Raw genomic sequence first — 17,366 nt, forward strand, 5'->3', positions numbered from 1 at the left:
ATAACTTTTTTTCGTAAATTTTCTTGAAGAACTCCTAAACAATTCCCAAATCCCTGGCTAGGATTGTGGTTGAACAGTATCACCCAACCAACCAGTGGGAGAGTCATGGATGTCACATTAATTAAAGAGTTTGAAGGCTGTGAGCTAGAGGCTTACGAGGATGTGGTGGGAGTTTGGACAATTGGCTATGGTTGCACCTTTTACCTCGATAGTTCAACGGTCAAAAAGGGAGATAAACTCACCAGTGAAGCGGAAGCCGAAGAATTACTACTCCATGTTATTGAACAGGATTTTTTACCCATTTTGCGCCGGATTCCCACCTGGAGCCAGATGAATGGCAATCAAAAAGCAGCCGTTTTATCCTTTGCGTATAACTTAGGCGCACGGTTTTTTGCTAATCCTGGCTTTGATTCCATCACGCGACTTTTAAACAGTCCTGAACAATGGACAGATACCGCCGAAGTTCAGCGCGTGTTTGGTTTATATGTCAAAGCCGGAGGTCAAACCTTTCCTGGGTTAGTCAGAAGACGGAAAGCTGAAGCAGACTTATTTCTCAAAGGCTCAACTCAAGCAACCCCGATGAGGACTAACTCCCAAATCTCAGGCGGTCAACGAATTATTGCCTTGGTGGATACCTGGTTGAAGAAAGATTGGTCCAAACAAGCCAGTGAATTGGATGACACCCAACGAGCCTTTGTGGGGAAAGGAAAGTCCTATCCAATTCAAGGATTTTGTGAGTCAAGTTTGGAAACGGAAATGGGGGGACATGCCCTAGCTCAACTCGACCATAATGCAGGGGAATGGTATCTCTTTGTTGAGCATTGGCAACTTCCTTGGACACAACCCTTTGAGATGCACACCCAAACCTTGCCCGAATGGAACCAGGTCAATTGGAAAGATTGGTCATCCCCCGTCAGTCGCTATTTCAATGTTGGAGAAGTGACTCGACAGGATTGGGAGCGCATTCCCAGCGATGCGACTCATCAACAAAATATCATCAAAATTGCTCGTCTTTTGGATGAGGTTCGCCAATGGTGGGGGTCTCCCTTGTATGTCAATTCCTGGTATCGTCCCCCTCATATTGAACAGCGGGTTGGGGGGACAGGTGCGAATCATCCCTTTGGCTTTGCCGTGGATTTTCGTCCAGCGAAGGGGTCAATTTGGGATTTACAACATTGCTTTGAACGGGAGTGGTATAACACGGGGAAATGGAACGGTGGATTTGGTCGGGGAGCCAATCGAGGTTTTATCCATCTCGACTTGCGTCATACCCGAATTTGGGACTACTAACTCTTTAGGGTGAGTCATCGTTGCAGCCCCCATCTACTCCGTTTCCCAGGCTTTAGCATCAGGGTAAGGCTGCGGCGGTTTTCTACTGGCCTGAGTTGCGCGAGGTCGCAAGCCGCCGGAGAGGGGATTAGACCAAATTATCGGGCAAGAAAGTTAGCCGGGTCTTGGTCGCGGCGATGTCGCACAGGAATTTTTGGACCTTGAGCCGGCCCGCTTAAGGCGGCGGTGGCTTCCAAGGATTGGCGCAGCCGCTTAGCAGCGTAAATCGACATATCTCGCGGGACACTGATGCGATCGCGCAGATAGCGTAACCCTACCTCGCTTCCCCCTGGCGGTGGACAATCCTCCCCAGTCATTAAATGAGTCAACGCACAACGCAAGGCCGTCTCAAATTGCTCATCGGGAGCGGGATTGACGTCAATTAAGGTCTGGCGATGTTTCAACACGCGCCGCAAGGCTTCAGAACGAGAGGTTTCCGGTTCGGGATAGGCGACATCGGGAAGGCCAAACCAAGGACCGCGATCAACACGAATTTGATTCAGTTCTGTTTGTGGGGTATTATTCGCCCAACAGCCTCCCATTTGAGGTGGTAAATCATGAACATGGGTATGGAAATCGCTCTGAGTTCCCCGATAGGTTGACCGGCGTTCTAAGCCATCAAACCAGTCCGAGAGGCGAGGGTTTTCTTCCCGTAAGGAATAGCCTTTGTAGTAAAATAGACTGGCATTCATCCGTTCCACATAGGGCGTAAACACCACATCAGCCGTGCTAAATTCCGGCAAAAAGTAGGGGCCAGGGGTTCGTGCTAGAGCCGCTTCTACCTCTTGGACAACTTCGATAAACTGTTCACGGGCGTTACGGTCTTGACGCTCTGAGAGACTGGGACGACAGAGCCACATACACCAGGCCCGAAAGAGGATTCGTTCTAATTGTCGTAGGGGCAAAACTTGGCGATCGCCCATGGAAAACTCTAGCGGGCCAAATTCCTCTTCTAACGCGAGTAAAATATCATCGCTTTCTGTAATCAACCGACCCTTAAGTTCCACCGCTGGCAGCATCCCCGAGGGCACTTTCTGTTTATACCAGCGTTCTTTCTGTCCATAACAGAACATGGTGACTTTTTCGATGCGGTAGGGGATTTGTTTCTCTTCCAACCACAACCAAACTTTTTGACAATAGGGACACCAAGCATGATGATCCCGATAGAGGGTGACCTGTACCGCCGCTTCATCCTGGCCAAACAATCGTAATCGGGCCTGGGGGTTGGTCGGTCCGTTAACTCGATCCGGTTCCTTATCCGTGAGGGCGTCTAGTTCTGACCAGCTTAAGGGGGATGTGGACATCAGGAGTTCAAGCTCTGTCTTGGGCTAATCCTAACTCTAGCACCTCTTTCACAGTTCTTAAATCCCCGTCTAAGAGGGCATCGACGGCCAGCCACAAACCCGGAAAGACCTCGCTACGAAGGATTCCCGGGTCATCGGTGGCTAAGGGTTGGTAGGTTCCCTCATGCCATCGGCTAAAAGACTCTCAAGATACAATTCTATCGCTTCGCTTATGTTCGCCAATGCTTCCTCAAAATGATCGCCTTGGCTATGACAGCCTCTTAACATGGGACAGAAGACATGATACCCACCATCCGACTCTGGCTCAAAAATGACAGTGTAGTTGAATAGAGTTGTTTGGAGACTGTCCATTGTCGCTTCAGGAGGAAAAGGTGCATCATGACTTGGCTCAGAGCCACTCTACTCATAACGGATTCCGGCGGCTTCTAGGCGATCTAAGGCTGTTTGGAGGCGATCGCACTCGGCAATTAAACTAACACGCACATAGCCCTCACCGCCTTTCCCAAAGGCATTCCCCGGCGTAACCACCACCCCCGTCTGTTGCAACACCGTCAGGGCAAAATCCGTCGATCCCATACCAGGGGGACATTCCACCCATAAATACATCGTCGCCAGAGGTTTACGAACCGTCCAGCCCAAACGGCCCAACCCCTCAATCAAGAAATCGCGGCGGCGGCTGTAGCGTTGCTGCACCTGTTCCAAATAAACTTCCGGCAACTCTAATGCTGTCTCCGCTGCACATTGCAACGCCGAGAAAATCCCATAATCCAAATTCGTCTTCAGAGTCCGTAAACCCTGAATCACATGGCGGTTCCCCACCACAAACCCCACGCGCCAACCGGCCATATTATAGGTCTTCGAGAGAGTGTGGAACTCCACGCCAATCTCCTTCGCCCCCTCAATTTCCAATAAACTGGTGGGTTGATAGCCATCAAAGGCTAACTCGGCATAACACAAGTCATGGACTAATAAAATCGAGTGACGGCGGGCAAAGGCCACAATCTCCTCAAAAAACTCCCTGGGTGCTGTTGCCCCTGTGGGATTATTGGGATAGTTGAAATAGAGCATTTTCGCCGAGTCCGCCACTTCGTCGGGAATCTGACTCAAATCAATCAGCCAGTCATTCTCCGCTGAAAGGGGAATCCCATAGACCTGGGCCCCAGCAATTAACGGCCCGCGAAAATGGGCCGGATAGGCGGGACTGGGAACTAAGACTAAATCACCGGGATTGAGATAGGCTAAGGCTAAATGGGACAATCCCTCCTTCGACCCCAATAAGGGCAAGGCCTCCCCGTCGGGGTCAAGTTTCACGGTATAACGGCGGTAATACCAGTCGGTGATAGTCTGCCGGAAACTGCCGGTTCCTTCAAAGGGAGGATAGCCATGATTGGCTGGATTTTGTAGGGCCTTGATGGCTGAGTCAATGACCGGTTGGGGGGTGGACCCGTCGGGATTGCCCATCCCCAAATCAATCAAATCCAGACCCTGTTCTCGCGCACGGGCCTTTAACTCATCAAGACGCGCAAAAACATAGGGGGGTAATGCTTGCACCCGCTCCGCAGGGCTAATCCAATCCAGTACCATTGAGTTCGAGGGAGGAAGACACAGACCTTTTACTCTATCAGGTTTTAGCGGTTATACGTCAGCGGTGGCAGCCAGAGAATACCCTACTGTGGTAGACACCATCGCCGCCATGACTTGGGCGGGTTCGACGGGGAAGGGTAGATGATGAATGTCAGAGTTGGGACCACAGGCAAATTCGGCGGCTTGTTGGAGTTGGCCTAGGGAAATGTCGCCTAAGCCTAAGTCTGCCAGAGTTTGGGGGAGACCAATCTCGCGGTAGAAGCTTAATAATTGCTGACGGGCGGTGGCGGCGAGTTGGTTATGTTGGACAATTTCTTCGAGTCGTAGTTGGACGAGAATGCCATAGGCGACTTTTTCGCCGTGAATGGTATGGTGGCAGTCCTCTAGATGGGTGAGGGCGTTATGGACGGCATGGGCGGCGACGGTGCGACATTGGGCCCCTCCTAAGCCGCCAATGACCCCGGCTAGGAGAACGCTGGCATCGACCACTTCCCGCCAGACGGGGCTACCGGGTTCGGCGAGGGCGGCGGCGGATTTTTGCAGGAGTAGGTCCCGTAAGACGCGGGCCTGTTGTACGGCGGCGACGATGAGGGTTTGGTCGGAACTGCCGCTACTGACGGAGGCTTCGTACCATTTGGCGAGGGCGTCGCCAATCCCAGCGACGAGGGTGCGTCGGGGGGCGGTGCGAATCAGGGAGTAGTCGAGAACGAGGAGGTTGGGGCAAAGGGGCAGGGGGACATCGTAGCGAAAGGCTCCCTCGGGGGTGTAGACGTTGGAGAGGGCAGTCCAGGCGGCACAGGTGGCGGCTGAGGTGGGAATGGTGACGACGGGAATTTGACAGCGATAGGCGAGGAGTTTGGCGCTGTCTAGGGCTTTGCCGCCGCCAATGCCAATCACGACATCGGCTTGGTGTTGGTGTAGGGCGGTTTTGAGGCGTTCGAGGTCCGCTTCGTCACAGTCGCGACCGTAGGAGTGGGTCGATGGGGTAAGCTGGTTTTGAGTGAGGTGGGGTTCGATTTCGTCTTTGGCGAGGTTGAGGGTGCGATCGCCCGCGACGAGAAAGGGCCGCTGTCCTAGGTGGGCGATGCGTTGGGCGGCTTCGGGCAGGATGTTCTCGCCCCGCACGGTTTGGGCGGGGGCAACGTTGAGGGTGACGGAAGGGCTGGCGGTTTGAGTGAGTGAGTCCGACATTCGGTTAGGGGGTGCGGGTAAACTGGGCTAGGTTGATGTATTAGATTGTATCTAGCAGTCGCTCGATGTTGGCAGGGTTTCCGGGAAATTACCATAGGTCGAGCATTTTGTCAAGCTTTTTTGTGAGATAGTTACGGTATTATGAGTTTAGATCGCCAGATTCAAACCTTGGTTGATAATGCGCCTCAGGATGGCTCGACGCCGGGGGCAATTGCTGCGATCGCGCCGGTTCTCAAGGCGTTTGCGGAACGCCTGCGTCATCAGGACTACTACATTCTGCAAACTCCGGATGGGAATTGGTTGATGACGACGTTAAGCAATCGTCTCAATATGGATTTGGAGAAGTCTGTGGTGTATGGGTTTCCCAGTTTTGAGGATGCGAAAGCCAGTACACCCCAAAGTGATGAGCCGCAATTGCTGGCGGTGTCGCTTCCGGTTACCCATATTTTATTCCAGTTACTGGCGTTGGAGCGGGTCGAAAGTTTGATTATCTTTGAGACTCCGGGCCAGCGAGAGACGGGGGTGGAAGTGAAACGTCAAGACCTTCAGAAGGCGATCGCTCTACAATTACAACAGTATCGCTCTGCACCCCCGTCTAATTTAGCTTAGTCGTTACCCTGCCGGGTTTTTGAGGTAATTTGGCAATTATATTTCTGAGCTTATCAACTGATGCCAACCCTTAAGTCGATTCGCACCCCATTACGTTATCCTGGTGGCAAATCTAAGGCACTTCGTCAGATTTTTGCTAAGTTTCCTCCTGGCTTTGATGCTTATCGAGAACCCTTTGTTGGGGGTGGGTCTGTCTTTATTAAACTTAAGAAGCGGCAACCAGATTTACCGATTTGGATTAACGACTTAAACCCGGATGTTTATTGTTTTTGGACATGCGCTCAGTCTCATTTAACTGAATTTACTCAAGAGGTGCGGCGCATTAAAGAAACTCGTCAGGATGGACGGGAGTTATTTCAAGACTTAGGGACAGTTGACGTAAATCAGCTTTCGGAATTAGAACGGGCGATTCGTTTTTTTGTCCTCAATCGAATTACCTTTTCCGGCACGATTGAGGCGGGAGGCTATTCACAAAAATCTTTTGAACAGCGATTTACAGACTCTTCAATTGACCGCTTAAGTGCCTTGGCTCCGGTGTTAGAGGGAGTTAAAATCACCAATCTTGATTTCAGTGATGTGGTGGAGGCTAACACGGAGTCTGGGGGCGATAATCGCACCTTCATTTTCCTGGACCCCCCCTATCTCAGTGCCACCAAATCCAAACTGTACGGAAAACGGGGTCATTACCATAGCCAGTTCGACCATGACCGTTTTGCCCAAGTCTTGAAAACCTGCCCTCATGACTGGCTGATTACCTATGATGACTCCCCTCAAGTGCGTGAGAATTTCCAGTTTGCTAACCTTGATGAATGGGAACTACAATATGGAATGAATAACTATAAACAAGGAAAAGCAAACAAAGGTGCTGAATTGTTTATTTCTAATTATTCCTTAGAAGCACCATCACAACCGTTGGGCGATCGCACCCCCGAGCCACTTAAGCTGATACCTTAGTCCGAGGAGTGGATTGTCCTGGCCGCCGTTGCACATCAGCCATCTCCCGAGCCAATGACTGACCTTTATCCCTACTTTTCAATTCAATCTCCCAAGGGAGACTCAGACAAGTTTGTCCTACAGGACACCTACTATACCATTGGGCGACTTCCAGAAAACGATATCCCCTTATCCGAAGACCCCAACTCTCGTATCACCCGAGTCAAACATTGTCTACTAGAGCGAGAAGGGGGTCAATGGTGGGTTACAGACGATAGCCGCAATGGAATTGTGGTTCATTACCCCAATTCTGCCCCAGAACCCGTCAACTGTCGTACCGTTGCCTTAGATCCCGGTTGTGTTATCGAAATTCATGGCTGGAAACTAGAATTTCACGATCCTAACCCCACCGCTGAACCCACCCGAGCACCCAATCGTCTCAAAGTCACCCCAGACTTCGTCTATAAAGTCTCCCAGGCCACCCTATTCTATCAAGAAGGGAGGGTGCGATCGCCCATTCACCCCCGTCCCAAAGTCAACCTAATGCTGGGTTACATGGCTCAACGCAACCTCAACCAAGGGGAACCCGTACTCTGCTCCTATGACGAGCTAATTGAAGCAGTCTGGGGTGAAGATGACAGCCTCGGACGGACTCCCGCTGATGTCAATATCTTAGCCCGTGGAATTCGCATCTTACTAGAGCAAAATGGTTCAAAAACCCCTAAAACTCAACTAGAGACCAAAAAAGGACAAGGCTATCTCCTGAGAATTAGCTGCGAACCCTAACCCATCCAAGCCAGTCCAAGAGTTTTTCCTGTGGCTCCCACCGACGAATCCAGAGGAGTTTTAGACTGGGTGGCACTCTGACGATTATAAGGGAGAATAGAAACACAGAGTCAGAGAGGACAATAAAGGCTAATGGAAAAACTCACTAAAGAAATGTATAGGAGTCTCAAAGGAGAGACGATTCATAATAACTACTATCTCAGTAAGGTCTTGGGCATCGGTGGGTTTGGGTGCGTATTTGCCGCCCAGGAGCGCGTAGGGGACACCCGATTGCGAGACCTAGCAGTGAAGCTGATTCTTAATGAAGGCCTTGAACCGGATCATCATCACCCAGCTAATACCTTAAACCAGTCCACCCAACTTCGCGATGACTCTCCCGGGCCCGGTGATAGCAGCGACGTGAGGGACCCGAGCCGCGATAATCAGCGGAAGACCCAGACCAAGTATCAGCCTCTTAATGAGTTAATGCAAGCTACCCAGCTTGACCATAGCCATCTAATTCGCACCTACACCGCCGGACATTGCCAATTAAAAGGTAAAGACTTCTTCTATCTGTTAATGGAGAAGGGGGACTGCTCTCTACAGGATAGAACACAAAAACAGCTCCTATCCCCAAGTGAAACTCGAATCTTGATTCATCACGTTGCAGGGGGGCTAGCCTATCTGCATAGCCAGGGGAAAGTACATCGGGACTTAAAACCAGCGAATATCCTTTGGGTCAATTCATCCTGGAAACTCTCAGATTTTGGTTTGGTTCGTAGTTTAGACCTAGACTCTAAGAGTTATCTAAAAACGAATGAGTCTTATGGAACCTACGCCTATATGCCTCCAGAAGCCTTTGACAGCACCATCTCCCCCGATTGGGATATCTGGTCTTTGGGCATCATCGTCGTGACGGCCCTAACTGGCCAACTTCCCTATCAGTTCACGGATACCAACCAACTCATGAAGCAGGTTATGCTGGGAAATCGGCAACTTCCCCCATTGCCCAGATTACCGCAAGACCTAAAAGTTTTGATTGAAGGCTGTTTGTGCCCAAATCGGCGAGAACGCTGGAAAGCCCAACAGATTCTTGACTATCTCAATGGTGAAACCGTGATGTTCACTCCCCGAGAGTCTGAACCTGAACCCAAAAAGACGACCCAAGTCGAGGTTATTGCTCGTCTCAACAATCAGAACGCAACCTTCGAACCCTTTGAATTTGAAACCGTGAAACTAGAGGTTGTCAGTTCGTTCTGGAAATCGAAAGAAATCGCTGTGGAACGCCAGTCTGGGAAACGTAGGCAATGGGTTCAACCTCTCCTTGATGATGTCACCCTAGAGATGGTGGAAATTCCCCCAGGCAGTTTCCTCATGGGGGCCCCCCAAGGAGAAGAACAGGCAGAAAATGATGAATATCCTCAGCATTGGGTCACCATCCCCCCTTTTCTAATGGGGAAATACCTCATCACCCAGGCCCAGTGGCGTATTGTGGCTCAGTTGCCCCAAATCCATCGCCCCCTGGAACTTGAGCCATCCTGGTTCCGGGGAGATACATTCCCCGTCGAACAAATCTCCTGGTATGACAGCATCGAGTTTTGCGCCCGTTTGAGTCACGCCACCGGACGAGACTATCGTCTCCCCAGCGAAGCAGAATGGGAATATGCCTGTCGTGCCGGAACGACAACCCCCTTTTCCTGTGGACATACCCTCTCAACCGACTTAGCCAACTATGACGGTACCTCCACCTACGGCTTAGGCCAACCGGGATTACACCGCAAAGCCACCAGCCTTGTGGGTAGTTTTCCCCCTAACCCGTTTGGCCTTTACGATATGCACGGCAACCTCCGTGAATGGTGTTTAGATGATTGGCGTGAGAGTTATCTAAATGTTCCGAATAATGGAGACCCCTATTTATCCCACAAGAATCCCCCACAAAGCTGCGACCATGGGCAAGGGGACTGGTCTCAGATGCTTAAAGGGGTCCATGACAAGCTGCTGCGAGGCGGTTCATGGCATAGCGTTGCCAAGGAGTGTCGTTCTGCCTACCGACAGTGGTTTGCCCCGCAAAATCGCAGCAGCAGCATCGGGTTCCGGATTTGTTGTTCTCCCATTACCCCATCTGAAGACTAGACAGTCTCCACAATGACCGCTACGACGCGGCAACAACCAGAGTATCGACTCGCTCTGGTCTGGTTTGTCCTGCCAATTTCTATGACTTACGGTTTTCTCTACACCAATTTTATCTAGATTTTATCTAAGTTTTACTTAGATTTTATGGACTCAAAAAAAATCAAAGAAAACCTTAAAATTTCAGATAGCTTTCATAAATCTATAATTCTCATTCCTCGATTTTAATGTGAGTCTGGATATAGTCAAAAACGCAAATCCACACCGGCATGACTTATATCTTCAATCTCGCTGAACGCCAAAAACTTATGAGCCCTATTTCTTATCATGAGCGGCTCAAAGTTTTAGCTCGTCAGTTCTCTCAAACCACCTCTCTCCAAAAACGGAAACGCTATCATCGCCTCATTTTGAACATCATGGCAGAGGCACCCAATCGTCTCTATTGGAAACCGACCAAAGGAGAAGACGATTTACTTTACCCGCAAGCCATCAACACAGCCTGGGACTACATTAGCCGCAAATTAACAGGTGCAGTACGAGGAGGACAAGCCTATGACCCTGATGCTGGAAACGGTAGCCTCATCACCCTTTGGAATATCCGCTGTAAAGGAGAATACGTGACCCTAAAAAAACGAGAAAAACTCCGGATGACCAGCGACCTCATTGACCCCAGCACCGGGGAACCTCTCAACCTTCTGGAAAACCTAGCTGCACCCCCCAATCCAGAACCTTCCCTCATCGAACAGATTCGCCAGGCTATCGTTGAAGATGTTAACAGCAAATTCCGAAGCGCCTGGGTTCACAAAGCCTCCGGCCTCACCGCGCAGATGGTTTGTTTACACATCGTCGATTATGTCTTGCGGGGGGAGAACTGGACTCTATCGAGTCTCGCGGCTCACTTCCAAATTTCCCCAGGAAGTATGAACTCAGCCTGGACTCGGACTCTTAAACCCCTATTGCAGGAACTGGGTCACGATTTCGATGCCGGCTAAGCCACTCGGTAGAGCACATGAACTGAAGTCCCTTGCTCTCCCCGGTCTTGGGGACGAACATCACCCATGGGGTAAGGACCGTCAATTTTTTACCATTTCTTTACAAAGTAACATTTTGTAAACTTAAGTGAAATCACGCAAAGCCATACCAAGTCAAGGGTTTAGGCACTTTAGAGCCAAGGTGCGAGACATTTCTAAATAAAATCTTCACATTTAACTGGTCTAATCACAGGTGAAGGTTCAATACCGGTTGCCACCCTTATAACTGGCGACCCGACCAATCCGCCCACTGATATATAGGGCGAGGGTTTGAATCGGCTCTATCTTTAATAAAGAGCCAGTTTTTTAAAAACGTTTATCCAACAGGCTTGTTATGCTTAGCCCGAAATTAGGTTCGGGCTTATTTTTTTCCCCGGGATAGACCCCGACCCGTTTTCGTCAGGTTCAGCTAACGTACTTCCTGTACCTCAGTTTCCCGTTCGAGAGATACAATCACCTCGTCCCCCCGGCGTAGTTCATACTCCCCACGCCAGGTTCCTGGTAAAATCGGTCGCTGGGCTGTATTGCGTTTGCCCACGGCATTATACCAGTTGAGATTCGATCGCTCAGCGGTCATTTCATAGTCTGTAATCACCGTTCCTTCTGGGTCAAGGAGTCGGAAATGTTCTACATCTCCCTGCAAGATGCCGTAGCCATGGACCCAGAAATAAATCAGCGGGATATCCTCAGACAAGGTCACACCATTAAAATATCCCTGCCAGAACCGGTCAAGAGATAAGTCTTCTGCGGCAAAGCCCGCACTTAAAACCCCCGTGGGTTCGTAACCGAGGGGGTCTTCCCAGAGGGGACGACGTTCCACGTTGCACCCTGTTTCATCGGTGACACCGACAAAGGGGTCAACCACATCTCCTTGATAGCGAACTGTGATATGAACATGAGGAAAGGTGGTTTTCCCTGAAAGTCCCACTAACCCTAAGGTTTCCCCCTGGGCCACCTGTTGACCCGGTTCAACGACAAGACTATTCTGCTTGAGATGACAATATTGGGTTTCCCAACCATCGCCGTGGTCCATGACTAAGCCATTGCCACATTCTCGTGCCTGTTCCTCGACGGCGGCGATATCCTCAGCGGTTCTGAGGCGGCGGTCGGGTTCGCCATCTCGTAATCGCAACACTTGTCCATCGGCGGCGGCGATGACGGCCACTCCTTCTTCCATGGCCACTTTGTCGGGAATGGCAAAATCGGTGCCGTTATGACCGTCATAGGTTTGGCGGCCGCAGGCGAAGTCTTTGGCGTTGTCGCTGGGGTCTCGGTCTACGTAGAGAAGGGTGAAACAGTCTTCGCCCAAGGTGCAATCAATGGGAGGGATGAATTGTCTCCAGTCTGGGTCGGGGGGCCCGACGATTTCATGGGGGGCTAAGTCCGGTTGCTGACTGGCCTGGGGGGACTGGGTCCCTTGACAGGCGGCGGTGACTAGGAGACTGGTGAGAAGGGAGAGGGTGAAGAGGAGGAATCGTCGGGGAAGCATAGGGGAAGGAGAGAACAGGGAACAGGGGGGGAAGGCAATAGGCAATAGGGGAGAAAGGCAATAGGCAGAACCCACCCCGCCCTGCGGGCACCCCTCCCAGGAGGGGATGGCAGTAGGGAAATGCTTTGTGGCTGCCTGGGGATAGGGAGAAACGCTATGGAACCTATGGCTTACTCTTTCTTATTTTAAAGACTGGGTTCAGGAGATTGAGGTTCCAGTGTTTATATCACTGGGGCGAGGGAGGGGGAGGTGAGGGCGAGGCTGTAGTCCTCTCGTTCGCGGCTGAGGTGGGGGTTGTAGCAGGGGTCGTCGTCTAAGTAGTCGCCCCAGCGGTGTTTCATGTAGTCGATTTCTTGTTTGAAGCGCAGTTGCTTCTCGGGGGTGTTTTCTTGACCGCGACTTTTTGACTCGTAGTGATAGAGACGAACATGGGGCAGACAGACGTTGCGATACCCCTTTTCTATCATCTTTAAACAGAAATCGACATCGTTGAAGGCGACGCTGAGGGATTCTTCAAAGCCGTCGACGGCGTCGAAGACCTCCCGGCGACAGAGGAGACAGGCGGCGGTGACAGCGGAATAGTTGTTGACGGTTTGCAGTTGGGCGAAGTAGCCGATCGCATCTTTGGGATAGAATTTATGGCTATGGCCAGCCACTCCGCCAATGCCTAAGACAACCCCGGCATGTTGGATGGTGTTGTCGGGATAGAGAAGGGTGGCGCCAACGGCCCCGATGGAGGGACGTTGTGCTTGTTCTACCATGGCGCTTAACCAGTCTCCTTGTGTGACTTCGGTATCGTTGTTGAGGAAGAGTAGATAGTCGCCGTTGGCTTTGGAGACGCCTAGGTTATTGAGTTTGGGATAGTTGAAGGGAATATCAAGGGGTTCAACGCGGAAGCGTTTGGGTTCCCGCTTAGCCCAGGTTTTAAAGAGACGCTGGGTTTGTCGTTGGCTACTGCCGTTGTCGACGACAATTACCTCATAGTCAGGATAGGTGGTAAGGCGGAAAATTGAGGTCAGACAGGTGTTTAGGGTACTGGCCAGGTCTTTGGTGGGAATAATGATACTGACTTTACCGGGTTTGCGGATTTCGTAGCGGGGAAGCCAATGACCGCTGGGGGTTGGGGTAACAATTCCCGGTTCACCGCGCCGCTGGAGGGCTTCAGTGAGGGCTTTAGCGGCGGCGGTACTGGCGTAGGATTTACTGGCGAGACGGCTGGCGGTGGATTCGGGGTGGGAACGCCAGTGATAGAGGATTTTGGGGATATGGACGATGCGATCGCTCGTCTCGGTAAAGCGTAACACGAGGTCGTAGTCTTGGGCCCCTTCAAACCCAGTCCGGAAGCCGCCAATGTCTTCAATGAGACGGCGACGATAGACTCCTAAATGGCAGGTGTACATCCGGGAGAGGAAGGAGTCAGGACACCAATCAGGTTTGAAGAAGGGGTCTTTGAGTTGGTTCTGTTCGTCGACTTTGTCCTCGTCAGAGTAAATCATATCCGTGTCAGGACAATTATTCAGGGCTTCCACGACCTCAAATAGGGCATCGGGGGTGAGGAGGTCATCATGGTCCATGAGGGCAATAAATTCCCCAGTGGCGAGTTCTAAGGCACTATTGGAAGCCTCGGAGATATGGCCGTTTTCTGAGCGATAAACCACGTGAATCCGCTCATCTTGTTGCCGGTATTTTTCTAGGGTGGTGCGGACATGGGGCTGTGGGGAAGCGTCATCGGCGATGCAGAGTTGCCAATGGGGATAAATTTGTGCCAAAACAGACTCGATCGCCTGTTCAAGATAGTCGGCTGGGGTGTTATAAACGGGCATGACCACGCTAATGGTGGGTTGATATTCGAACTGCTCTACTTCCCGCTGACAACGCATTAAATCCCCCGGACGAGGACTATTTTGACTCAGCCAGAGACGATAGATATCTGGATTGGGGTCAGGATACGGTGAGGTGGGGGCGGGGGGAACCTCGGGGCTACGTTTGAGAAGGCGCAAGAGGGGAGTTTTGAATTTGAACCAGAGAATCCGCAACTTCCAGAACTTCGTATCTTCCATGGCCGCAATGGTGGCTTGATGGGCCGCGAGGTTTCCTTGGATAGCTTGAACTTGAGCTCGCTCGGCCTGCAATTGCTGTTGTAGGTTCAGAAGTGCTTGACAGTAATGGTTATGAACGGCTTCAAATCGGTCATTTCCATAGTTTTCAACTGCCTTTAAATCTTCTTTTACAGCCTTTAACTCCACCGATAGAGCCTCTTTGTTTTGAAGTGCATCAAAGAGTTTGTGGTGCAACTCTTCCGTCTCCTGGCGTAGGTCGTTGCATTCCTGTTGTTTTGCCTCTAACTCTGCCTGGGTCGGGAATAGCTTCGACTGCATCTGTTGCAATTCTAAGTTCGCCTGATGGAGTTCCGTCTGATAATAACGGACATCTTCTTGGGTGCGATCGCGCTCATCAACTAACGCATCAATTTCCTGTTTAAGCGTCTCCACTTGCAGCCGTTCTGCCAATAATTCACTATCTTTCTTGGCAAAAATACTCGGGAAGTTCGTAACATATAAATCTAGGTGCTTGGCACAAAGATAGTGCATCAACCGTTCCCGATTTTCGGGAATATTGCAGCGACTGACCATCGACTCTCGGCGGAAGCGATACTCAAATAACACCTCATCTAAGTGATAAAACTGCCAACCTCGTTCCGCCGCACTGAGCCACAAATCCCAGTCTTCATACCCCATTTTATCGGGAATATGAGGGTCATAGCCGCCACAGTCTTCCCAAAGGCGTTTGCGAATGACCGCGCAAGCATCAATATAATTGCCCACGGCTAAGCGGTTTACATCAAAGGGAGGAACTTGCCAAATTCCTTGCTTGTCACCAATATATTCTGCATCGCCATAAACCACGCCAATGTCAGAATTTTTGTCAAGGACTTCGATAGACTTTGTAATATACTCTGGACGAATTTTATTATCTGCATCCAAGGGCAACACATAATGACCTTGAGCCTGTTGAAAGCCCGTATTTCGTGCTTCTGCTAACCCTTTATTTTCAAAATGATCGACAACGGTAAAGCCTTTTTGACGGAGATACTCTAACACCCTCAACGTTAACGCATCGGTTGAGGCATCATTGACGATGACAATCTCATAAATCGGTTCTTGACAACTTTGCACACTTGCGAGGGCCTCTAAGAGAAATTCCCCTTGATTAAATACGGGAATCACGACGGTGACGGCTGGAATATTCAGGGTTTGGGGGCCGAGGTTGAGATTGGGAAGTTGGCGGGAAACCGTCAGAGGAAGACTGGGGTGAGTTTCTCCGTCTTGGGGGATATCTTGGGGTAAATCGGCAAGATGATTTAACTCGGCCAGCCAGAGGAGGTGGCGAGAGGCCCGTTGACGGACACTTTCAGCGAAGGGATGATGGTAATCTAGGGTATGGAAGAGATGAGGTTGATAAATCTCAGCCACCCGTTCCGGGGTCAGATCGGTTTCCAGGGGAATCTCAAGTTTGTCCCGTAATAACTGACTGAATTGTTGCGGCTGTTCCAGAACGGCGTTGCTGTGAACCAAGAGACAGCGATCGCCATGACGGCGATAGAAATCCCAAAGATGACGATTGTAATAGGCCCAAATTTGCAACAGCCAGTCGGGATGTTCCTGAAATATCGGGGCCTGGAGTCGCCGCATTGAGTCTGCGACATCCCAGGGATGGCGATAGACAAGGACAAACTTAGCCTCAGGAAGCTGACGATACCAAAAATCGAGGAGTAAACTGGTACGAGGGTCTTTCCAACCCCAGGGCTGATTGAGTTGCAATCGCTCCCGAATCAGTTGTCGGGCCTTCCCTTCAAAGGCGGTTAAGTCCTGAGAATGGATGGGATCGCTTACGGTCCACCCCCAATCATGCCATCCCTCCTCATTATCTGGCGTAATGGACTGTAACAGCCAACGCTGGAACCCTACAATGTCCTCATCCTCAAAATAGCCGGGTGCGTTATGGGAATCCGCCTCGACAAAGCGATCGCCCAAATGAACCCCAGCCGCTTGAATCAGCGACGCGACAAGAGAGGTTCCCGAACGGTGCATTCCCGTAATAATCAGGGGTTGGAACATGAGTCAGAGAAATGGAAGGGCCTATTGAGAATCATCGCCGTAGCGATCGCGGGGTTGATTCCGCAGTAAATCCGTGGTTTTGAGCGGATGGGGGGGATTATGCAGGGCTAAGAAGGTGCTGCGATCAGCCTGGCCCTCACGACGCATCTGTTCATACTTGGGAACCATCGGCTGATGACATTCATAGACTGAATCAAAGCCCACATCCGCCAACAAATTATAGAAGGAGGGGCGAGTAAGCCACGCACTTTCCTCATTGCCAATCGACCCCCAGGCGGTATGATCCTCAGCATAGGAGCGTCCCCAATAGGTGTTTCCCTGATACTCATAGGCCTGTTCAGCCGTAGAACTGACATGGGTATCAAACAGGGCCAGACGACTGGAGACATTGGCAATTTGCTGAGCGAACTCAAAGACATCGGGGGCGTTGAGATGATAGAAAATCCCGATACAGAGTACCACATCGAAGCTGCCATAGGCTTCCCGACTGAGGTTGCGCACATCATCACAGACAAACTCAATGTTGTCGAGTTGCAGCACCTCCTGACTAAAGCGGGCCTTGGCCAGATTACTCTCTCGTCCTTCCAATCCCACCACCGTCGCCCCATGGAGGGCTAATTCCAAGCCATAGAGGCCTTCCAAACAGGCTAAATCCAAGACTCGTAAGCGAGATAAATCCTCACCACAAAAATCCCGAACCGCTTGTAAGACGCGACGGACTTTTACCTCCGCCCCCGAACAGCGATTAGCCGACATGGTATAAAGTTTATCTCCTAGGCGGAGATTGTGGTTTGTCCAGGGGCCATACTCTTGGATAAGCTGCTGCTGGCGTTGGGCGATCGCATCATCGGTCATAGGATTCACTGTCAAACAAGGGGAGTAG

The 17,366-nt window shown here is 50.9% G+C and carries 13 protein-coding genes; 6 read left to right on the plus strand and 7 right to left on the minus strand.

The annotated features are described in order from the left end of the window. Positions 1-105: 105 nt before the first annotated feature. Positions 106-1,290, plus strand: a complete 1,185-nt coding sequence (locus tag NEA10_RS01915) for a glycoside hydrolase family protein (RefSeq protein WP_252663527.1) — start codon at positions 106-108, stop codon at positions 1,288-1,290. Positions 1,291-1,427: 137 nt separating this feature from the next. On the opposite strand, the gene NEA10_RS01920 is transcribed toward NEA10_RS01915, so the two are convergent. From NEA10_RS01920 to NEA10_RS01935, 4 genes are all read right to left on the minus strand, one after another. Further along, positions 1,428-2,633 carry a glutathione S-transferase family protein gene (locus tag NEA10_RS01920; RefSeq protein WP_252663528.1) on the minus strand — a complete coding sequence of 402 codons (1,206 nt, stop codon included), beginning with the start codon at positions 2,631-2,633 and terminating at the stop codon, positions 1,428-1,430. Between the two features lie 141 nt (positions 2,634-2,774). After that, positions 2,775-2,984 carry a type II toxin-antitoxin system HicB family antitoxin gene (locus NEA10_RS20940; RefSeq protein WP_309494544.1) on the minus strand — a complete coding sequence of 70 codons (210 nt, stop codon included), beginning with the start codon at positions 2,982-2,984 and terminating at the stop codon, positions 2,775-2,777. 48 nt (positions 2,985-3,032) lie between these two features. Then, complete coding sequence (locus NEA10_RS01930; RefSeq protein WP_252663529.1) at positions 3,033-4,217, minus strand: aspartate aminotransferase; 1,185 nt, start codon at positions 4,215-4,217, stop codon at positions 3,033-3,035. A gap of 51 nt (positions 4,218-4,268) precedes the next feature. After that, on the minus strand, positions 4,269-5,408 hold the full coding sequence (locus NEA10_RS01935) for an iron-containing alcohol dehydrogenase family protein (RefSeq protein WP_252663530.1): 1,140 nt from the start codon (positions 5,406-5,408) through the stop codon (positions 4,269-4,271). 141 nt (positions 5,409-5,549) lie between these two features. Between NEA10_RS01935 and NEA10_RS01940 the strand changes: the two genes are divergently transcribed. From NEA10_RS01940 to NEA10_RS01960, 5 genes are all read left to right on the plus strand, one after another. Beyond that, complete coding sequence (locus tag NEA10_RS01940) at positions 5,550-6,017, plus strand: hypothetical protein (protein WP_252663531.1); 468 nt, start codon at positions 5,550-5,552, stop codon at positions 6,015-6,017. A gap of 60 nt (positions 6,018-6,077) precedes the next feature. Next, entirely contained in the window at positions 6,078-6,971 is an 894-nt protein-coding gene (locus NEA10_RS01945) for a DNA adenine methylase (protein ID WP_252663532.1), read from the plus strand. A gap of 54 nt (positions 6,972-7,025) precedes the next feature. Continuing rightward, entirely contained in the window at positions 7,026-7,736 is a 711-nt protein-coding gene (locus NEA10_RS01950) for an FHA domain-containing protein (protein ID WP_252663533.1), read from the plus strand. A 132-nt stretch (positions 7,737-7,868) separates the two neighbouring features. Beyond that, positions 7,869-9,848 carry a bifunctional serine/threonine-protein kinase/formylglycine-generating enzyme family protein gene (locus NEA10_RS01955; RefSeq protein ID WP_252663534.1) on the plus strand — a complete coding sequence of 660 codons (1,980 nt, stop codon included), beginning with the start codon at positions 7,869-7,871 and terminating at the stop codon, positions 9,846-9,848. 305 nt (positions 9,849-10,153) lie between these two features. Continuing rightward, positions 10,154-10,837: a hypothetical protein gene (locus tag NEA10_RS01960; protein ID WP_252663535.1), complete on the plus strand. Its 684-nt coding sequence runs from the start codon at positions 10,154-10,156 to the stop codon at positions 10,835-10,837. Between the two features lie 448 nt (positions 10,838-11,285). On the opposite strand, the gene NEA10_RS01965 is transcribed toward NEA10_RS01960, so the two are convergent. From NEA10_RS01965 to NEA10_RS01975, 3 genes are all read right to left on the minus strand, one after another. After that, positions 11,286-12,365: a M23 family metallopeptidase gene (locus NEA10_RS01965; RefSeq protein ID WP_252663536.1), complete on the minus strand. Its 1,080-nt coding sequence runs from the start codon at positions 12,363-12,365 to the stop codon at positions 11,286-11,288. 221 nt (positions 12,366-12,586) lie between these two features. Then, positions 12,587-16,483 (minus strand): glycosyltransferase, encoded by a 3,897-nt coding sequence (locus NEA10_RS01970; RefSeq protein WP_252663537.1) that lies wholly within the window; start codon positions 16,481-16,483, stop codon positions 12,587-12,589. Between the two features lie 21 nt (positions 16,484-16,504). Next, positions 16,505-17,338 carry a class I SAM-dependent methyltransferase gene (locus NEA10_RS01975; RefSeq protein ID WP_252665259.1) on the minus strand — a complete coding sequence of 278 codons (834 nt, stop codon included), beginning with the start codon at positions 17,336-17,338 and terminating at the stop codon, positions 16,505-16,507. Between the last annotated feature and the right edge of the window lie 28 nt (positions 17,339-17,366).

Origin of the sequence: Phormidium yuhuli AB48, assembly GCF_023983615.1 — a bacterium.
Lineage (GTDB): Bacteria > Cyanobacteriota > Cyanobacteriia > Cyanobacteriales > Geitlerinemataceae > Sodalinema > Sodalinema yuhuli.

Bases quoted from the DNA above. Each gene is read 5' to 3' on its own strand.
- NEA10_RS01915 (WP_252663527.1), top strand. From the start codon at position 106: ATGGATGTCACATTAATTAAAGAGTTTGAAGGCTGTGAGCTAGAGGCT.
- NEA10_RS01920 (WP_252663528.1), bottom strand. From the start codon at position 2,633: ATGTCCACATCCCCCTTAAGCTGGTCAGAACTAGACGCCCTCACGGAT.
- NEA10_RS20940 (WP_309494544.1), bottom strand. From the start codon at position 2,984: ATGGACAGTCTCCAAACAACTCTATTCAACTACACTGTCATTTTTGAG.
- NEA10_RS01930 (WP_252663529.1), bottom strand. From the start codon at position 4,217: ATGGTACTGGATTGGATTAGCCCTGCGGAGCGGGTGCAAGCATTACCC.
- NEA10_RS01935 (WP_252663530.1), bottom strand. From the start codon at position 5,408: ATGTCGGACTCACTCACTCAAACCGCCAGCCCTTCCGTCACCCTCAAC.
- NEA10_RS01940 (WP_252663531.1), top strand. From the start codon at position 5,550: ATGAGTTTAGATCGCCAGATTCAAACCTTGGTTGATAATGCGCCTCAG.
- NEA10_RS01945 (WP_252663532.1), top strand. From the start codon at position 6,078: ATGCCAACCCTTAAGTCGATTCGCACCCCATTACGTTATCCTGGTGGC.
- NEA10_RS01950 (WP_252663533.1), top strand. From the start codon at position 7,026: ATGACTGACCTTTATCCCTACTTTTCAATTCAATCTCCCAAGGGAGAC.
- NEA10_RS01955 (WP_252663534.1), top strand. From the start codon at position 7,869: ATGGAAAAACTCACTAAAGAAATGTATAGGAGTCTCAAAGGAGAGACG.
- NEA10_RS01960 (WP_252663535.1), top strand. From the start codon at position 10,154: ATGAGCCCTATTTCTTATCATGAGCGGCTCAAAGTTTTAGCTCGTCAG.
- NEA10_RS01965 (WP_252663536.1), bottom strand. From the start codon at position 12,365: ATGCTTCCCCGACGATTCCTCCTCTTCACCCTCTCCCTTCTCACCAGT.
- NEA10_RS01970 (WP_252663537.1), bottom strand. From the start codon at position 16,483: ATGTTCCAACCCCTGATTATTACGGGAATGCACCGTTCGGGAACCTCT.
- NEA10_RS01975 (WP_252665259.1), bottom strand. From the start codon at position 17,338: ATGACCGATGATGCGATCGCCCAACGCCAGCAGCAGCTTATCCAAGAG.